The organism is Sphingorhabdus pulchriflava (assembly GCF_003367235.1).
GTDB lineage: Bacteria > Pseudomonadota > Alphaproteobacteria > Sphingomonadales > Sphingomonadaceae > Sphingorhabdus_B > Sphingorhabdus_B pulchriflava.
Genome location: NZ_QRGP01000003.1, coordinates 257,934 through 276,060, shown reverse-complemented (window position 1 = coordinate 276,060; position 18,127 = coordinate 257,934). Strand labels below are relative to the sequence as shown.

16 protein-coding genes and 1 tRNA gene are annotated in these 18,127 nt (G+C 59.2%); 6 read left to right on the top strand and 11 right to left on the bottom strand.

The annotated features are described in order from the left end of the window. Positions 1–212: 212 nt before the first annotated feature. Complete coding sequence (locus DXH95_RS15470) at positions 213–1,226, top strand: O-antigen ligase family protein (protein ID WP_181883715.1); 1,014 nt, start codon at positions 213–215, stop codon at positions 1,224–1,226. Here DXH95_RS15470 and DXH95_RS15465 read toward each other — a convergent pair. The 3 genes from DXH95_RS15465 to DXH95_RS15455 all read right to left on the bottom strand — a co-directional run bounded on the left by DXH95_RS15465 (position 1,186) and on the right by DXH95_RS15455 (position 5,195). Next, on the bottom strand, positions 1,186–1,980 hold the full coding sequence (locus DXH95_RS15465; protein WP_239016691.1) for a DUF2569 domain-containing protein: 795 nt from the start codon (positions 1,978–1,980) through the stop codon (positions 1,186–1,188). The genes DXH95_RS15470 and DXH95_RS15465 overlap by 41 nt on opposite strands. Before the next feature lie 290 nt (positions 1,981–2,270). Then, positions 2,271–4,301, bottom strand: coding sequence for an oxidoreductase (locus tag DXH95_RS15460; RefSeq protein ID WP_115550454.1), 2,031 nt, complete (start codon positions 4,299–4,301; stop codon positions 2,271–2,273). 21 nt (positions 4,302–4,322) lie between these two features. Further along, a complete protein-coding gene (locus tag DXH95_RS15455; RefSeq protein WP_115550453.1) occupies positions 4,323–5,195 on the bottom strand; it encodes an enoyl-CoA hydratase/isomerase family protein in 873 nt (290 codons plus the stop codon). Positions 5,196–5,233: 38 nt separating this feature from the next. Here DXH95_RS15455 and recJ point away from each other — a divergent pair, with 38 nt between their 5' ends. Next, a complete protein-coding gene (gene recJ, locus DXH95_RS15450; protein ID WP_115550452.1) occupies positions 5,234–7,000 on the top strand; it encodes a single-stranded-DNA-specific exonuclease RecJ in 1,767 nt (588 codons plus the stop codon). Between the two features lie 89 nt (positions 7,001–7,089). Beyond that, positions 7,090–7,164 (top strand) — tRNA-Glu (locus tag DXH95_RS15445). A 40-nt stretch (positions 7,165–7,204) separates the two neighbouring features. Here DXH95_RS15445 and DXH95_RS15440 read toward each other — a convergent pair. From DXH95_RS15440 to DXH95_RS15415, 7 genes are read right to left on the bottom strand one after another with little or no spacing between them, the layout of a single operon-like run. Continuing rightward, positions 7,205–8,677 (bottom strand): dihydrolipoyl dehydrogenase family protein, encoded by a 1,473-nt coding sequence (locus DXH95_RS15440; protein WP_239016690.1) that lies wholly within the window; start codon positions 8,675–8,677, stop codon positions 7,205–7,207. After that, positions 8,667–9,347 (bottom strand): TVP38/TMEM64 family protein, encoded by a 681-nt coding sequence (locus DXH95_RS16270; protein WP_239016689.1) that lies wholly within the window; start codon positions 9,345–9,347, stop codon positions 8,667–8,669. The genes DXH95_RS15440 and DXH95_RS16270 overlap by 11 nt, the downstream gene beginning before the upstream one ends. Before the next feature lie 28 nt (positions 9,348–9,375). Continuing rightward, complete coding sequence (ssb, locus tag DXH95_RS15435; protein ID WP_115550451.1) at positions 9,376–9,885, bottom strand: single-stranded DNA-binding protein; 510 nt, start codon at positions 9,883–9,885, stop codon at positions 9,376–9,378. A gap of 39 nt (positions 9,886–9,924) precedes the next feature. Then, the gene (gene feoB / locus DXH95_RS15430; protein WP_115550450.1) at positions 9,925–11,775 is read right to left on the bottom strand and encodes a ferrous iron transporter B; all 1,851 of its coding nucleotides are present in this window, start codon (positions 11,773–11,775) and stop codon (positions 9,925–9,927) included. Further along, positions 11,772–12,014: a FeoA family protein gene (locus DXH95_RS15425; RefSeq protein WP_115550449.1), complete on the bottom strand. Its 243-nt coding sequence runs from the start codon at positions 12,012–12,014 to the stop codon at positions 11,772–11,774. The genes feoB and DXH95_RS15425 overlap by 4 nt, the downstream gene beginning before the upstream one ends. Before the next feature lie 44 nt (positions 12,015–12,058). Then, positions 12,059–12,736 (bottom strand): COQ9 family protein, encoded by a 678-nt coding sequence (locus DXH95_RS15420; protein WP_115550448.1) that lies wholly within the window; start codon positions 12,734–12,736, stop codon positions 12,059–12,061. Further along, positions 12,737–13,624, bottom strand: coding sequence for a DMT family transporter (locus DXH95_RS15415; RefSeq protein ID WP_115550447.1), 888 nt, complete (start codon positions 13,622–13,624; stop codon positions 12,737–12,739). A 75-nt stretch (positions 13,625–13,699) separates the two neighbouring features. Between DXH95_RS15415 and DXH95_RS15410 the strand changes: the two genes are divergently transcribed. The 3 genes from DXH95_RS15410 to DXH95_RS15400 all read left to right on the top strand — a co-directional run bounded on the left by DXH95_RS15410 (position 13,700) and on the right by DXH95_RS15400 (position 17,592). Further along, a complete protein-coding gene (locus DXH95_RS15410; protein ID WP_115550446.1) occupies positions 13,700–14,794 on the top strand; it encodes an alkene reductase in 1,095 nt (364 codons plus the stop codon). Between the two features lie 3 nt (positions 14,795–14,797). Continuing rightward, entirely contained in the window at positions 14,798–15,586 is a 789-nt protein-coding gene (locus DXH95_RS15405; RefSeq protein ID WP_220272301.1) for a sterol desaturase family protein, read from the top strand. 77 nt (positions 15,587–15,663) lie between these two features. Continuing rightward, positions 15,664–17,592 carry a DUF3604 domain-containing protein gene (locus DXH95_RS15400; RefSeq protein ID WP_115550445.1) on the top strand — a complete coding sequence of 643 codons (1,929 nt, stop codon included), beginning with the start codon at positions 15,664–15,666 and terminating at the stop codon, positions 17,590–17,592. Here DXH95_RS15400 and DXH95_RS15395 read toward each other — a convergent pair whose 3' ends face one another. Beyond that, complete coding sequence (locus tag DXH95_RS15395) at positions 17,593–18,078, bottom strand: MmcB family DNA repair protein (RefSeq protein WP_115550444.1); 486 nt, start codon at positions 18,076–18,078, stop codon at positions 17,593–17,595. Positions 18,079–18,127: the final 49 nt, after the last annotated feature.

The window sequence follows — 18,127 nt, the reverse complement described above, 5'->3', positions numbered from 1 at the left end:
ACCAAAAGAGTGCCCTGTTCGCCATCGGCCTTTTGCCTTTGCTCATGGCCATTATGCCATGGGATCTCGCTGGTTCTCTAACCCCTTTCAGCGCCGCGGTCAGAGGCTTTTCATTTCAAGTTTCGTTTTTCCATATTGTCTGCCTGACCATTGCATTGGCGGCAGGTTTGTCCATTTTCTCGGAATGGCGCACGCTCCCCAAATTGTCACGCATGGCAATTTATGGGCTGCTGGGGATTTCAATCTGGACGTGCCTTGCCGTTGCCCCGGATAAAGCCAGAGCCATAATCGGTATTCTTCAAATAGCGCTGCTGATCCTGTTTTTCCTCGCTTTTCGATACATGGTGCGACTTTGGGGATCGCGGTTTGTCTCAGCCAATTGGTCGGCCTTGGGCATTGGTGTGCTGCTCTATCTCGGGCTTTGGGCAGCGACCTTGGCTTATCGTTGGCCTCCGGTGGATGATTGGGCGGGGGTTGCCGTCCCGGGGATGGCCAATGTCCGCAGCGTCGGCTTTTTGTCGCTAGCAGCGTTTTGTAGCGGTGCAGCGTTAGCGGTGAACAGCCAAAGCCGTAGCCATGTTGTGCTTGCCTTCATTCTCTTGACCGTTGGTGCATGGGGTTCTGCTTTGTGGACAGGTTCACGCGGTGCTGCCGTGGCTATGACCGTTGTCGCGATGGTTGTGATCGCATTGGCAAAGGGTTCACGTCTGCGAATTTCCGGTTTGATTTTCGGATCATTGGTTGCGGCCATATTGTTAGTCTATCCTATCCCATATGGGTCGCCCGACTATGGTTTAGGCAACTTTTTCTGGGGTAGTCAAAGTAACGATCCCGACAGTTTTTCGTCCGGACGTACAACGATTTGGAAAGCCACGTTTGAAATGGCGAAAGTCCATCCAATCTTCGGTTTGGGGCTAGATCAGTTTCAGTTTAATGGCCCCGAAATATCCAGAGGTGTGAAGCAACCGCACAATTGGCCACTGCAGATATTGTTCTCTTCAGGCTTGGCGGGAGTATTGTTAGTTCCGATAGCACTGATTCCGCTGGTAAACTGGAAAACCTCTGTTTTGCTGGACCGCAAAAACCTGCCGTCGATTTTGTGCCTGACCGGCATGTTGGTCTTTGCTGGCTATGATGCGCCCGGATATTATCTTTATCCTTTGACGTTGGTTGCAATCGCGCTGGCTAGTGTGTCTCCGCCACCCGCCCGCGATAGGTCAGGTTAACCCTTTCCGACAGCAGCAGATAGGGCAACCAGATCGCCGCGCTGATCGCCACTTTTTTCAGGTTGCCGTTTAATAGATCACCCATCGCTTCGCCCACCGGCGCTGGCAAATTCGGGGCGTTCCCCACAAAGTGCGCGATCCCGATCTGCGCCGTCACATCCACGCCCCAGACCAGCAGCAAAAAGCGCGGGAACCAAGGGACGCTGCGCAGCGCCATCATGAAGGCGAGCATGTAGAGGAAGTTCATCACCACCACATCCATCGTCATCGCCGCCATCAGCATCTGCCCCCATAACGGCGCATGGCCGTTCATCGCGGGGACGGCGGCGAGGAATTCCAGACTGCGCACCGGCACGTTGAGCATCATGCCGATCACCAGCGACGCCATCATTCCTGTCGGGCCGAATAATTTATGTTCGCGCGCCGACAGGCAATCGACCGCTTTCCATTTGCCATAACGGGCCAGCCGGATCTGCGGCTGTTCATACAGCGCGCCGCGCGGGAACAGAGCGTCGCCAATCAGGCAGGCGGCTACGGGAGCGCCGACGACAAAGACATAGGGCAACACCGTCTGGATCAGCGCGGCGGCGCCATCAATCGGGGTCACGGCAAAGACGATACGCAACGCCGCAAGCGCCGCTGCCACCACAACCCAGACGAGCATCAGCCGGCCTATGCCATGTTCGAGCGAGGCAATCGCCCACACGCTTTTCCGGTGAAACTGTTCGCCCAATGCCTGCATCGCTGCCTTCACGACGGTTACTCCCTGTGACGTTATCGCCACGGGGGTAAAAAGAAAGGGTTAATATAATGTTTGGATTTGGGGATTGGAGACGGGGTTTGGTTTGTATTTGGGGAGAAGAGGGGGCCAATAAGAACCGCAGCCCTGAGCCTGTCGAGCCGAAGGCCACCGAAGGCCACCGAAGGTGAACGGCGTCTTGCAGCAAAGCGCTACATCTGAGAAGCGCCCTTCGACAAGCTCAGGGCTACGGTATTGTAAAGCCTAAATCCTCCCCTACCCTGAAGGGGAGAGGCTTGAATGCCCTAAACCACCGCCGCCAGTTCAGACGCCTGTTTGATCGCGCGTTTGGCGTCTAGCTCGCTTGCCTCAAACGCGCCGCCGATCAGATGCGGTTTCAACCCCTTGGCCTGCAGCGCATCGTGCAGCTCGCGCGCCGGTTCCTGCCCCGCGCAGATGATGATGCTGTCCGCCTCGAACAGCACCGGCTCTCCATTAACCAGCGCGTGCAGCCCGGCATCGTCGATCTTTTCATATTCGACCCCTGCGACCATCGCGACGCCGCGCCGTTGCAGGGTGATGCGGTGTGTCCAGCCGGTCGTCCGCCCCAGCCCCTTGCCCACCGCGCTGGTCTTGCGCTGCAACAGCGTCACTTCGCGGTCATTATGCGCAACCACAGGCTCCACCCCGGTGACGCCGCCGCGCGGGTGGTTCTTGAAATCAATCCCCCATTCGCGGGCGAAGACATCGATATCGAGCGCGGCAGAGGTGCCTTCATGCGTTATCAGCTCCGCCACATCGAAACCGATGCCGCCCGCCCCCATGATCGCAACCTTCTTGCCCACCTGCGCCTTGCCCTGAATGACATCGACATAGCGCAGCGCCTTTGGATGATCGATGCCCGGAAGCCCGGGGGTGCGCGGTGAAATGCCGGTGGCGATGACAATCTCGTCATAGCCGCCACCTGCCAGCATGTCGGCATCGACCCGCGTGTTCAGCCGCAGATCGACCCCGGTGGTTTCGATACGGCGCGCGAAATAGCGCAGCGTTTCGTAAAACTCTTCCTTGCCGGGAATGCGCTTGGCGAGGTTGAACTGCCCGCCAATCTCACCCGCAGCGTCAAACAGCGTCACCTGATGCCCGCGTTCCGCCGCGATGGTCGCAAAGGCAAGCCCCGCCGGGCCTGCGCCGACCACCGCAATTTTGCGTGCAGCACCGACCTTGGGATAGTTCAGCTCCACCTCACGACAGGCGCGGGCGTTGACGAGGCAGCTGGTAAGCTGGCCGGTAAAGGTGTGGTCAAGGCACGCCTGATTGCAGCCGATGCAGGTGTTGATCTCATCCTCACGCCCGTCACGCGCCTTGTTGACCAGATCTGCGTCCGCCAGCATCGGGCGCGCCATCGAGACAATATCGGCATCGCCGCGCGCCAGCACTTCCTCTGCCACATCGGGCATGTTGATCCGGTTGGAGGTGATGAGCGGGATCGACAATTCTTTGCGCAACCGGCCCGTCACCTGCGCAAAGGCGGCGCGCGGGACCATGGTGGCGATGGTTGGGACGAAACTTTCATGCCAGCAGAAATGGGTGCTGATAACGTCGACGCCTTCGGCCTCCAGCGCCTTGGCGAGGTTGACCACCTCGTCCCAGGCGAGCCCGCCCTGCAGCATATCCATCGCCGAGATGCGGAAGATGACGACAAAGTCGGGGCCGACGGCGGCGCGGGTGCGGCGCACCACCTCGACCGGAAAGCGCATCCGGTTTTCCCAGCTGCCACCCCATTGGTCGCTGCGCTGGTTGGTCTTTTCGACAAGGAAGGTGGAAATCAGATAACCCGCCGAACCGATAATCTCGACCCCGTCATAGCCCGCCTCCTTGGCGAGCGCGGCACAGCGGGCGAAGGCGGCAATCTGTTCCTCGATACCATCTTCAGTCAGCTCGTTCGGCGCAAAGCGCCCGATGCGTGACTTGACCGCCGACGGTGCAACACAATCCGGCGTGCCTGCCAGCGGGCCGGTGTGGAGGATCTGCATGCAGATTTTGACATCGGGTTCGGCGCTATGCACCGCATCGGTGACTTGCCGGTGGAGCGCGACATCAGCGGCAGTAATCAGCTTCGCCCCCATCCCTGCCGTTTCATGCGGGCCGATGCCACCGGTGATGATCATCCCCACCCCACCCTTGGCGCGTTCGACAAAATAGGCCGAAAGCCGCGCCGCCGCGTCGGGCAAATCCTCCAGCCCCGTGTGCATCGACCCCATCAGGATGCGGTTGCGGATCTCGGTGTTGCCGATCTTCAGCGGCGAAAAGACATGGGGGTAGCGTGCGTGGGTCATGGTTCGATCCTGCTGAAAGGCTTATTCGGGGGTGTATTCGGGTTTGCGCTTCTCGATGAAGGCGCGCATCCCTTCAGCAAAATTCTTGCTGCCGGCGGTCATCAACTGGTTGCGGTTCTCGATTGCCATCGCGGCCTCGAGGCTGCTCGCGTCAACCGCCATGTTGAGTCCCTCCTTGGTCATGCGCAGCCCCATGGGGGAGGCGTTGAGCAGATCATCGACCCAGGGCTGGGCTGCCGCTTCCAGCTCTGCATCGGGCACCACTTCTGCCACCAGCCCGGTTGCTAGCGCGCGCGGGGCGTGGATGAAGCGACCGGTCAGCATCAGCTCCGCCGCGACCGAACCGCCAACCAACCGGGGCAGGAAATAGCTGACCCCCATGTCGCACGACGACAGGCCTATTTTGATGAAGGCCGCATTCATCCGCGCGCTTTCGCCCGCGATACGGATGTCCGAGGCCAGCGCAAAGGCAAAGCCACCGCCGCAGGCCGGGCCGTGGACCAGCGAGACGATAGGCTGCGGGCAACGGCGCATCTTGATATAAACATCGGCCAGCCAGCCCTGAAAGCCAAAGCCTCCACCAAAGGGAATGGCACCTGGATCGCGCCCGCCATGTTCCTTGATATCGAGCCCCGCGCAAAAGGCCTTACCCGCACCGCGCATCACCACGACGCGCACATCGCGATCATGATAAAGCTTGCCGAAATAGTCGTTCAACTCCCTGACCATCTCGACCGAAATCGCGTTCATCGCCTCGGGCCGGTTGAGCGTCAGCCAATCGACCTGCCCGCGCTTTTCGACAAGGATGCTATTGTAACTGCTCGACACGATGCGCTCTCCCTGCAATTTAATCGCGCAATTAAACACCAGCCCTGAACATAGGTCAACCGTCATTGGATGACAGCCGCGTGAAGCCCCGCTAACAGGCGGTCATGAATGGCAAAGCTATCGTCGAAAATTCAATTACCGGTCAGAAATGGCAATGGCGCGGCAACAGCGCCGATGCACGAGACGCAAATTTCACGCCCGACGACCTAGTGACACAGGTACTGCTCGCCCGTGGCGTCGCCCGCGATGATCTGGAACGGCACCGCAATCCGACGTTGCGCGCCTTCATGCCTGATCCGTCGCTGTTTCAGGACATGGACCGCGCCGCCGAACGGCTAGCCGATGCTGTCGAGCGGCAAGAGCAGCTGACGGTCTATGGTGACTATGATGTCGACGGCGCGACCAGTGCCGCCCTGTTGATCCGGTTGTTCCGCGATCTCGGGCTCGACGTCGGCTATTATATCCCCGACCGATTGCTCGAAGGCTATGGCCCGTCAGGCGAGGCCTTGGTCAAGCTCGGTGAGCAGGGCAGTCGGCTGGTGGTCACGGTCGATTGCGGGGCCATGGCCTATGAAGCTTTGGCGCAAGCTCAGGCTGCCGGCATCGAAGTTATCGTTGTCGACCATCACAAATGCGCGCCCGAACTCCCGAAGGCTTTTGCATTGGTCAATCCGAACCGGCTTGATGAAACCGATGAAGCGGCCAGTCATGGCCATCTGGCAGCCGTCGGCGTCGCCTTCCTGCTGGGTGCCGCGATCGTGCGGACACTCCGCACACGCGGTTTCTTTGCCAATCGGGCCGAACCCAAATTGGTCGAGCTACTCGACATTGTCGCGCTCGGTACGGTTGCCGATGTCGCCCAATTGCGCGGGCTCAACCGCGCTTTTGTCGCGCAGGGGCTAAAAGTCATGGCCGCCCGGCGCAATGTCGGCCTCAATGCCCTGATTGCGGCCAGCCGGTTGAACCGCGCGCCGATCTGCTCCGACCTGGGCTTCGCTCTTGGCCCACGTATCAATGCGGGCGGTCGTGTGGGCAAATCCGATTTGGGCGTCCGCCTGCTGACCACCGAAGACCCAGCCGAGGCGCAGGCCATCGCGCTGGAACTCGATCGTCTGAACGAGGAACGGCGCGCAATCGAGGCACTGGTGCAACAGGCCGCCGAAGAACAGATGGCGGGCCAACACAACCGCGCAGTCGCCCTCGTTTCCGGCCTGGGCTGGCATCCCGGGGTGATTGGCATTGTGGCGGGACGGTTGAAGGAGAAAACCGGAAAGCCGGCTATCGTCATCGCACTGGACGAAGATGGCGTCGGAAAGGGGTCCGGGCGGTCGATCAGCGGGGTTGACCTAGGTGCAGCCATCATCTCGGCACGAGAAGCTGGCCTTTTGGTAGCCGGCGGAGGGCACGCAATGGCCGCAGGCTTGACCATCGACGCCGACAAGGTCGATGCGCTGGCCGAATGGCTGGACGAAAGGCTGGCGCGCAATGTGGCGGAGGCCTCGGCTGACCGGATGCTCGCCATCGACGCATTGATTAGCCCGCGCGGCCTCAACCCGCTGTTCGTCGACGCGATGGAGGCGGGTGGCCCCTATGGCACCGGTTGGCCCGGGCCGCGCATCGTCACCGGTCCAGTACGGGTCGTTAAATGTGATATTGTCGGCAAAGATCATGTTCGGGCCATTGTTTCCGGCGACGACGGCGCGTCGTTCAAGGCCATGGCTTTTCGCCAGGGAGAAAGCGTGCTAGGGCAGCAATTGCTGCATGGCGACCGTACGCAGAAATATCTTCTGGCTGGCCGCGCAAAAATCGACGACTGGGGCGCGACGCCCAAGGCCGAATTGCATATCGATGATCTGGCTCTGGCCAGCTGATTACGGCGCGCAAGATTCTTGCAAAACAGCATGACTCGGTTCTTGACGTGCGCGAAGCGAATCCGTAAAGGCGCGCTTCCATCTTCGATGGCCCCTTCGTCTAGCGGTTAGGACGCGGCCCTTTCACGGCTGAAACACGGGTTCGATTCCCGTAGGGGTCACCATGATGCCACCGGCATCAGTTTCCAATCAAATCTGAATTCTCTAGCCACGCTGCCAGTCGAACCAGCGCTGTGCCAATCGTTGCAGGCGCTCCGGTTTCCTTGCCAGGCGATATTGTCCGGCAGCAAATTTGTTCGCCTCACTCCATGTCGGGTAACTATGAATCGCCGCCATCAGCTTGCCGAGCGTCAAATTGTGCCGCATCGCAAAGACCAGTTCTGCAATCATCTCGCCGGCATGGCTGGCAACGATGGTCGCCCCCAAAATCCGCTCCTTGCCGGGAACAGTCAGGATTTTGACGAAACCTTGCGCCTCGCCATCGGCAATGGCGCGATCGAGATCGTCGATATCATAGCGGGTGACATCATAGCTGATGCCCTTTGCCGCCGCCTCCGCTTCGGTCAGACCAACGCTCGCCACTTCAGGATCGGTGTAGGTGACGCGCGGCAGCACGCGGTAATCCGCCTTGTAGCTTTTGAACGGGCGGGCCAGCGCGTTGACAGTCGCGTACCAGGCCTCGTGACTTGCGCCATGGGTGAGTTGCTGGTTCCCCGCAACGTCGCCGGCGACAAAAATGTGCGGCATCGCGGTTGCCAGTTTTGCATCGATAGCCATTCGCCCGTCGACCACCAAGCCCAGTTCCTCCAGCCCAAAACCGCTCACACGCGCCTTGCGCCCGACCGCAATGATGACTTCGTCATAGGCAATCGCCGATTGCTTGCCCTCGGCTTCGACCACCAACTGTTTCCCGCTATCAAGGCGCACCGCCTTGTGCCGGATACGAACATCAACGCCCTCTTGCTTCAGCGTCTCCGTCACAAGGGCAGCAGCATCGGCATCTTCTTTCAGCATCAGCCGGTCGGCCATTTCGACCAACGTCACCTGACTGCCGAGCCGCTGGAACGCCTGCGCCAATTCACAACCAATCGGGCCACCGCCCAAAATAGCCAGACGCTTGGGCGCCGCTTTGCGCGTGGCCATTTCTTCCCACAGCGTTTCGCTGGTGAGATAGCCGCTTTCCTCAACACCGGGGATGGGCGGCACAACCGGCGCAGCCCCCGTAGCGATGACGAAGGCCTTTGCGGTTAACCGCTGGCTGCTGCCATCGGCTTTGGCAATATCGACCGTCCATGGATCGACAATACGCGCATAGCCCGTAACGCATTCGACACCGAGGCCGGTATAGCGTTCAATGCTGTCATGCGGCTCGATTGCGGTGATAACGTCGCGAATGCGTTGCATCACGCGCGGAAAGTCGACTGTTACCTCGCCAGTTTCAATCCCATAACGCGCTGCATCGCGTGCGCTATGTGCCACGCGCGCGCTTTTGAGCAGCGCCTTTGAAGGTACGCAACCGGTATTCAGGCAGTCGCCGCCCATATCGTGCGCCTCGACCAAGGTCACCTTGGCCTTGGCCATTGCCGCGATGTAGGAAGATACCAACCCCGCAGCCCCCGCCCCGATAACGATCAGGTTACGGTCGAACTTGCGCGGTTTGGGCCAGCTAACGGGCATTGACCTTCTTCACCGCCGCGACCAATCCGCGCGCAATCCACGGGAAGATACCAAGCAGCACGAACGAGCCGATGAGCGTCGGTGAAAGCAAACCGGCGGTCGAATCGACTTTGCTGATCTGCGTGCCCGCATTCACAAAAACTGCCGTTGCGGGCAGCATGCCGATCTGGCTCACCCAGTAAAAAGTGCGGGTTTTGATCCGTGTCAGCCCCATCAGCAGATTGACCACAAAGAAAGGAAAAAGCGGGATCAGCCGGATTGTGAAGAGATACATTGCCCCGTCGCGGGCAATGCCATCATCAATCGCCTTGAGGCGCTCGCCAAATTTCGATTGCACCCAATCACGCAGCAGGAAACGCGCCGACAGGAAGGCGAGTGTCGCGCCTATCGATGAGGCAAAGGACACAATGACTGTACCAGTGACCACACCGAACAACGCCCCCGCCACCAGCGACATGATCGCCGCCCCCGGCAAAGATAGGGCTGTGACGATGACATAGATCAGGAAAAAGCCGCCAATATAGAGCAGCGGGCTGGCGTCCTTGGCCGCGATGATCTGCGCCTGCTGCGCCTTGAAGGCATCGAGGCTGAGATACTGGCCAAGGTCGAACCAGAAATAGGCCGCAATCGCCACCGCAAGCAGAGCCAGCAGGGCGATGCGCTTGTTCATGCTGTCAGAACCCTAGTGGGCATGCCGATCAAAACGGTACATCATCGTCAAGGTCGTCGGAGAAGTCCCCGCCGCCAAAGCCTGCAGATCCACCTTGCCAGCCGCCGCCAGACTGGCCGCCACCACCGCTGGAAGGCGCACCGCCACCGCTGCCCCAGCCTTCGTTGCCGCCGCCCGAGCCGCCTTTAGCGCCATCGAGCATCACCAGCTTGCCATCAAATCCGCCTACGCTGATTTCGGTCGTATAGCGATCATTGCCCGACTGATCCTGCCATTTGCGGGTACGCAACTGGCCTTCGATATAGACTTTGGAGCCCTTGCGCAGAAAGCGTTCGGCAACGCCGACCAGCCCGTCGGACTGCAACACGACGCTATGCCATTCGGTGCGTTCTTTCTTTTCGCCGGTCTGGCGGTCTTTCCAGTCTTCCGACGTCGCAATCCGCAAATTGCAGATACGGCCGCCATTCTGGAATGATTTCACCTCGGGATCCGCGCCCAGATTGCCGACCAAAATAACCTTATTGACGCTGCCCGCCATATTGTTCCTCGCCTGTCTAAATTGGGATTCTGTCGACTGCTATAAGCCGAAGGCACGGGCTGTCCAATAAGTAATCCCGGCGGCAACATAGGCAAGCGCAAAGAGATAGGTGACCATGAAGATGGGCCATTTCCAGCCATTGGTCTCGCGTCGCGTCACAGCGATCGTCGAAATGCATTGCGGCGCAAAGACGAACCAGGCGAGGAACGCAAGAGCTGTAGCCAGCGACCAATTGCCCGCCAGCTTCATACCCAGACTGGACGCCTGCTCCTCGTCATCATCGGCATCTATGGCATAAGCGGTAGCAAGCGCCGACACAGCGACTTCGCGAGCAGCCATGGCCGGGATGATGGCAAGTGCAATGTCGTGGTTGAAACCGATGGGCTCTACCGCAGGTTCGATGACCGAAGCGATACGGCCAGCCGCCGAATATTCGACCTGGCTCTCGCTGCTGCCAACCGGAACCTTGGGGAAGCTGAGCAATGCCCAGAGGACGATGGTGGCAACGAAAATGATCGTGCCCGCGCGGCGCAGAAAGACCAGTGCGCGCTGCCATAGTCCCAGCGCAATATCTCGGATCCGCGGCAGTTGATAGCGCGGCATTTCGATGAGGAAGCTGCCCCCGCGGCTTTGCGTCACAAAGCGCTGGATGACCGCGGCGGCGAGCATCGCGCCGACAATGCCCGATATGTAGAGCGCAAACAGCACAAGCCCTTGCAGGCCGATGCCGGGGCCGACAGCGGCCGAAGGAATGAAGGCGCCGATGATCACCGTGTACACGGGCAAGCGCGCCGAGCAGGTCATCAGCGGCGCAATTAGAATTGTCGCCAGCCGCTCCTTCTGATCCATGATCGACCGGGTCGCCATGATACCGGGAATGGCGCAGGCGAAGGAGGACAGCAGCGGGATGAAACTATGCCCGGAGAGGCCGACTGCCGCCATCATCCGATCCATCACAAAGGCGGCGCGCGTCATATAACCCGACGCCTCGAGCAGAAGGATGAAGAGGAAGAGGATCAAAATCTGCGGCAGGAAAACGACTACCGCGCCGACACCTGCGATGACACCGTCAGTCAGGAACGACCGGAAAATATTGTCGGGCAGCACTCCGTTTATTGCATTAGTCAGCATCGCAAAACCGGTTTCGATCCAGCCAATCGGTGCCTCTGACCAGGCATAAACCGCCTGGAACATGACGAAGAGCAAAGCGAGCAGGACGATTATGCCGCCCACAGGATGCAGCAGAACATTGTCGAGCCGCCGCGTCCATTGTCGGCCTTGTGTTTCGCTGACGATTGCGGCGCGCGAAATTTCATGCGCCCGCTTGGTGATTTCAGCGCGTCCTTGCGGCACCTCCGGCGCATCAATGTGCGTACTCAGTTCCTGCGCGAGTTCGTCGAGTAGTGCATCGAGCCCCCGTTTGCGCACCGCAACGGTCGGCACCACCGGCACGCCCAAGGCAATTGCGAGTTTCTGTGCATCAAGCTCTAGCCCATCGCGTGAAGCAAGGTCGACCATGTTGAGCGCGACCACCGTCGGCAGCCCCTGCCCAATCAGTTCGAGCGCAAAGCGCAAATGGTTGTCGAGATTGCCGGCATCGACGACGACGATCAGCGCATCCGGCCGGCGCTGCCCCTCAAAACGCCCCAGCACGACATCGCGGGTAACCGCTTCGTCAAGACTATCAGGCTCCAGACTATAGGCGCCGGGCAAATCTATCAGTTCGACCGGACGGCCATCGGCAAAGGAAGACCGCCCTGATTTGCGCTCAACCGTGACGCCGGGATAGTTTGCGATTTTTTGGCGTGCACCGGTAAGCGCGTTGAACAATGCGCTTTTCCCGGCATTGGGATTGCCGACCAAAGCGACCAAGGGAACCGCTTCGGTCATGTGTCCTGCTCACAGTTGATGGCGATGGCAACTTTGCGGCGCAGCGCGACCGTCATGCGGCCAATGCGCACGGCGATGGGATCGCGCCAGAACAATATGCCTTTGTGCAACGCTTGAACCTTGACCCCGGCGTCAAACCCAAGCGAGCGCAGACGATGCCCTTCGGTTTCCGGAATCGCTGTCCAGTCGATCGAAGTGATGCGGGCCGAAGCGCGGATAGGCAGGGTATCGAGATTCACGTGCGCTTTTTGATAATGTTTCGCAATAAAGGCAAGTGCAATATCTAACGCGGCGGATAACGCAAACGTCCGATGAAGCGCGACAGGCTCGGCATATATTCACGCCGTTTTTTGGCCTGCGCCTTGGCTTTTTCGAATTGCATCACATTTTCAATGCGCCGGTCGAGGAAAGCCCGTGTCTCGGCAAAGTCATCGCTATCGTCGTTGGCGAACACCGCCAGCGTCGAGGCGTAGACCGCCGATAATGTCATCCTTTTGGTATAATGGTTGAAATCGGTCGCTGTATCGCCGGCCAATCGCCACATCCGGTCGGCACTACGCCAGCCGATGCGCGCAGCGGCAGCGACATTTTGCGGCATCGCCATGATTGCCAGTGCCCGGCGTTGGCCTTCACGATCGGGCGCAGCGATTTCGAGTCGGGTGGCGACCAGAGCGGTTATCCGTTCACGAATTTTCATCGCCGCAAGTTTTTCGGGCGGCAGGCGGAACGCCATTTCGGCATCGACCGACCCGATCCATGCCTCGATCAACTCCATCGGACCACCCTTGAGTGCGAGCTTCGCCAGATCGGCATCGACACCGACTTCGAAAGCAGCGGCCTCGACAGCTGTAACATTCCAGCCATCAAAGGCTGCGTGTGCTGCAAGTCGCGGAGCCACAGCCTCGCGGATTTCATCGAGCGTCGGATCGGCGGGAAGCGGTGAAGAAGCCATGGATCCCATCTAGGCCTTTGCCCGACCTTCGGCAAGGCGAACGAGCACCAAAGCCGCCATCACCATCGCCCCGCCGATATAATCGAGCGGTGTCATCGCCTCGTCAAAAGCTGCCCATCCTGCAAATGCCGACAACGCGGGTTGCAAAAGCAGGGCAAGCCCGATGATCAACGGGCTGAAATGCGGCAGAGCATAGGTCAAAAACCCTTGCCCCAGAACCTGGCTCGACAAAGCAAGGATGACCAATGGCGTCCAGTTGCCGGGCAAAATCTGTTCACCCGCAAACCAGGCTACCGGCAACAGGAACAATGCCGCCGAGCCAGATGCCAGCGCCAAGGACGACCAGCTCTCGGTGCTTTCGCGCACCCGGATCATTGCGAGCAGATAGAAGGTATAGAACAGTCCCGCGAGCAGGCTCAGCCAATCACCCTCGAAATGCTCGGGCGAGATTTCAAAACTCTGCCCCATCAGCAAGGCCGCCCCAGCAAAAGCGAGCAGGATTGCAGCACCCTGCATCGGCGGCGGCAATTTGCGCGCAAGAAACATGCCGTAAATCGCCAGCAGCAAACTCGCGCAATTGGCGAGTAAGGTCGCGTTTCCCAGCTTCGTCTTGAAGATGCCGATATGCCAGGCGACGATATCTACCGCAAAAAAGAAGCCCGCGAGTAGCACCAGCCCCAATAACCCTTTGGGCATCGACTGGATCCGGAACCCTGCACGATAACCGATAAAGGCAAGAAAGGGTGTCGCCAGCGCAAGCCGCCAGAAACCGGTTGCAATTGGTCCGGTATCTGACAGGCGCACCAGAAGCGGCCCGAATGCGATGCAGACATTACCCGCGATCAACGCAGCGAAGGCGAGTGCAGGGGCCTTTTGAAAGATTTGCTTGTCCGCCATAAACCCCCGTTGCAATTTGCAACCCGTATCCGCATGTTAAAAGGCAAGCAACGCCAATAGGGAAAGCAAGCGACCATGACCACCAGCCTTTTCGATCCAATCCAGCTCGGCGCGATCCACGCCCCCAACCGCATTTTGACGGCCCCGCTCACGCGCGGGCGCAGCGAAGGCGTACATGTGCCAATCAGCGCGCTTAAGGCCGATTATTATGCGCAGCGTGCAAGCGCTGGCCTGATTATCGCCGAAGCGACCGGCATCAGCCAGGAAGGCTCGGGCTGGCCTGCAGCGCCCGGAATCTGGTCCGCCGAACAGGTCGAAGCCTGGAAGCCTGTGACCGAAGCCGTGCACAAGGCTGATGGCCGCATCATTCTGCAGCTCTGGCATATGGGTCGACTGGTACACCCGGATTTTCTGGGTGGTGCACAGCCGGTTTCCTCGTCCGCGACTACCGCACCCGGCTATGCCCATACACCAACCGGCAAGAAGGATTATGTAGAAGCCCGCGCCCTACACCTTGACGAAATCCCCCGCGTGATCGGCGATTATGTCCATGCGGCGAAAAACGCGATGGCAGCCGGTTTCGATGGCGTGCAAATCCACAGCGCCAATGGCTATCTGCTCGACCAGTTCCTGCGCGGCAATTCGAATCTGCGTGACGACGATTATGGCGGCTCGATTGAAAACCGCATCCGACTGACCACCGAAGTCGCGCAGGCGGTATCCGACGCAGTCGGTGCCGACCGCACCTCGGTTCGCCTATCGCCCAATGGCGAGACGCAGGGTTGCGACGATAGTGACCCGGTAGGCCTGTTCACCGCTGCAGCAGCCGCATTGCAAAAGGTCGGCATCGCTTTCCTCGAACTGCGCGAGCAAAAAACCTTCGGCAATTTCGGCACCAGCGATGTGCCGCCGGTATCGCCGCACATACGCAAGGTTTTCACCAACCCGCTGGTACTCAATCAGGAATATACGCTGGAGACCGCACAGGCAGATGTCGCGAGTGGTCTGGCCGACGCGATCAGCTTTGGTCGCCCCTATATCTCCAACCCCGATCTGGTCGAGCGACTGCGGAGCGGGGCCGCAGTGGCACCCGACAATTTCAAGACATGGTACACACCAGGCGCCGAAGGCTATACCGACTATCCGACATTGGAGACCGAGGCGGTCTGAACTATGGGAGATATGGGCACAAAGCTGGTCGCGCTGATTCCGGCCATCGCCTTTGTGCTGATTGCCCTTATCGAAACTATGCGGCCGAGGCGTGCACTGCGCTTCGGCCGTTTGCGTCGCTGGACGACGAGCTTCGTCCTATTAGCGAGTAGCCGCTTCACGGTCTGGCTGCTGGCCTGGATCATCGCCGTTCCGGTAGCCGCTAGTTGGGCGGAGAACAACAGCATCGGGTTGTTCAACCAGATTGCATTGCCTTTATGGGCTGAATGGCTCGGCGCTTTTCTGCTGCTCGATTTCGCCATGTGGCTGCAGCATCTGCTGACCCATAAGGTTCCCCTGCTCTGGCGGTTCCACAAGGTGCATCACGCCGATCCCGATATCGACGTATCGACCGCCATCCGCTTTCACCCAGGCGAAATCGCATTTTCGGTGATTTGGAAAGCTGGCTGGGTACTGCTGCTAGGCGTTGCAGCACCCATCGTCATCGCTTTCGAAGCCTGGCTTGCGGCCAATGCCGCGTTCAATCACGGAAATATCGAATTGCCGCGCTCGATCGACCGGCTTGTCCGGCCTTTTCTTGTCACACCGGATATGCACCTCGTCCATCACAGTACTGCACTCAAAGAGCAGCAGAGCAATTATGGTTTTGCCCTGACATTATGGGACCGGCTGTGTGGAACCTATCGAAATGAATCGGAAAAAGGCCGCGATTTGCAGCCTATAGGACTTTCCGAAATGCAGGACGAGCAACCCACCCGCGCACTCACCAGCCTGGAACTGCCGTTGACGTAACGTCAGCTACTGACACTTCAGAAGCTATTGACGCGAGACGCGGGAAAGCGCAGTTTTCCGGCTGAGGGAGAGGGAATATGGCATCAATTCGCAAGATTGCGCTGGGCACTGTCGCGGCTATCGCTGTGGGCGCGGGGCTTTATTGGGGATGGGGTAAGTTTGGCGAATATCGTATCGCCAGCAAAGCCGCCGAGATGCAGGAAGCCGGCGACAAGGAAGTGACCAGCGGCATTGCGACCAAATTGCTCTGGGGTGACACCCACCTTCACACCTCCAATTCGATCGATGCCTTTGGCTTTGGTGTGAAGCTGGGGCCGGAAGAGGCTTTGCGCTTTGCCCGTGGCGAAGAGGTCAAATCAACCTGGGGGCTTAAAGCCAAACTCGACCGTCCGCTCGACTTCCTCGTCATTGCCGATCACTCCGGTGGCCTTGGTGCAACGCGCGCGCTGTACGAAGCACCGCGTTTCATGATCAAGGACAAGACCCTGCTTCGCTGGCACGACATGATGCACGAGGGCGAAGGCGGCATGCAAAGAGTAACTGCCGAGCTGATCAACATGGCTGGCGAAGGCAAGTTGACCGAACTGTTTCCGCGCGAACAATCGCGCAAGAACACGATGAAGATTTGGCAAAGCCATACCGGGATTGTCGAACGTTATAACGAGCCTGGCAAATTCACCGCCTTCATGGGCTTTGAATATACGCTCATGCCCAATGGAGACAATCTGCACCGCGTGGTGATGTTCCGCGATGGAAAGCTGCGCGCCGATCAGGTTCGCCCATACGACCCGCAGACCGAAGGCACCGAAACGGTCGACAAATTGTGGGACTATATGGATACCTATGAGAAAAAGACCGGCGGCAAGATGCTGGCGATCCCGCATAACAGTAATGTTTCCAACGGCCTGATGTTCGAAATGGTGGCACCGGGTGGAGGTGCTATGACCGCCGACTATGCCCGCCGTCGCGCGGCGCGCGAGCCATTGGTAGAAATCACCCAGATAAAGGGCGACAGCGAGAGCCATCCCTTCCTGTCGCCTAACGATGAATTTGCCAATTTCGGCGATGCCGGTTGGGAACTGGGCAATCTGACGATGCAGGGCAAGAAGACGCCTGACATGCTGGCGGGTGACTATGTGCGCGAAGCATTGAAGCGCGGATTGGCGATCGAAGCCAAGACCGGAGTCAATCCTTACAAATTCGGCCTGATCGGTTCGACCGACAGCCATACATCGCTCGCAACGGCTGACGAAAGTAACTTCTTCGGCAAGCATTCGGGCGGCGAACCCAACGCCAAACGTGCGTCGGAGGCCCAGAATCTGGGTACCCGCGAAGGCCGCTTTGGCTGGCATTATCTGGCGGGTGGCTATGCCGCCGTTTGGGCGACCGCCAACACCCGCGCAGCCATTTTCGACGCGATGATGCGGCGCGAAGTCTATGCCACCACCGGTCCACGCATGCAGGTGCGCGTTTTTGGCGGCTGGGATTTCAGCGACAAGGACTGGACGGGCGACTGGGTGAAAACCGGCTATGCGCGCGGTGTACCTATGGGTGCTGACCTGAAGGCAGGCACTGGCAAACCAAGCTTCCTGATCTCCGCGCTCAAGGACCCTGAAGGCGCCAATCTGGACCGCGTTCAAGTGGTCAAAGGCTGGATTGATGCGTCTGGTGAGTTGCAGGAGAAGGTCTTCGACGTGAGCTGGTCTTCGCCCGACAAGCGCAAGCTGGTTGGAGGCAAATTGACGCCCGTGGGTGACACTGTCGACATTGCCAAGGCGAGCTACACCAACAGCATCGGCGCGCCCGAACTGCGTTCGGTGTGGAGCGATCCGGAGTTCAACCCGCGCCAACGTGCTTTTTATTATGTCCGCGTTCTAGAAATCCCGACACCGCGCTGGGTATTGTTCGACGCGTTGCGTTTCGGGGCAAAGCTGCTTCCGGAAACCGAGCTCAAGTCGCAGGAGCGGGCCTATACTTCGCCGATCTGGTACAATCCAACCGTTTGACTATTCAGCAATGATCCCGGCCAACGACGGGTCGGGGTCGGCAATCCCCATCAGGCGGCGCATGGCGAGCCTTGCAAGCCGCTGCATCTCAACCTTGCGCCGCGCCGCTGCCAGCGGCACCAGTGCGGCGGAGCGGACGATCTCTGCGTCATAGGCGTCAGCGACGATCAGGCCGGTGCGTTCGGGCAGGAACGCCTCCCCCTCAATAGGGGAATAATCGAAACCGGCTGGCACCGCCCAGAAAAAGCGGTCGCAATAATCCAGATATTCCGGCCATTTCTGGTCACCCAGCAAGTCAGCGCGCGAAACCTTAATCTCGACAACGATCACCTCACCCTTGGCATTGATGCCCATCAGGTCAGCGCGACGATTGTTACGCAGGCTGACCTCGGGCTGGACCATGATCTGATTGCGAAGGAATAACCGACTGACGCCGCGCGCCACTGCCGCCGAATCGATCTGCATGCTCAAAGAGTTGCTTGCCATGGTCGCTGGCTAGAACGAAGCGCGAACAAGATAAAGCCCTTTCTGCCTT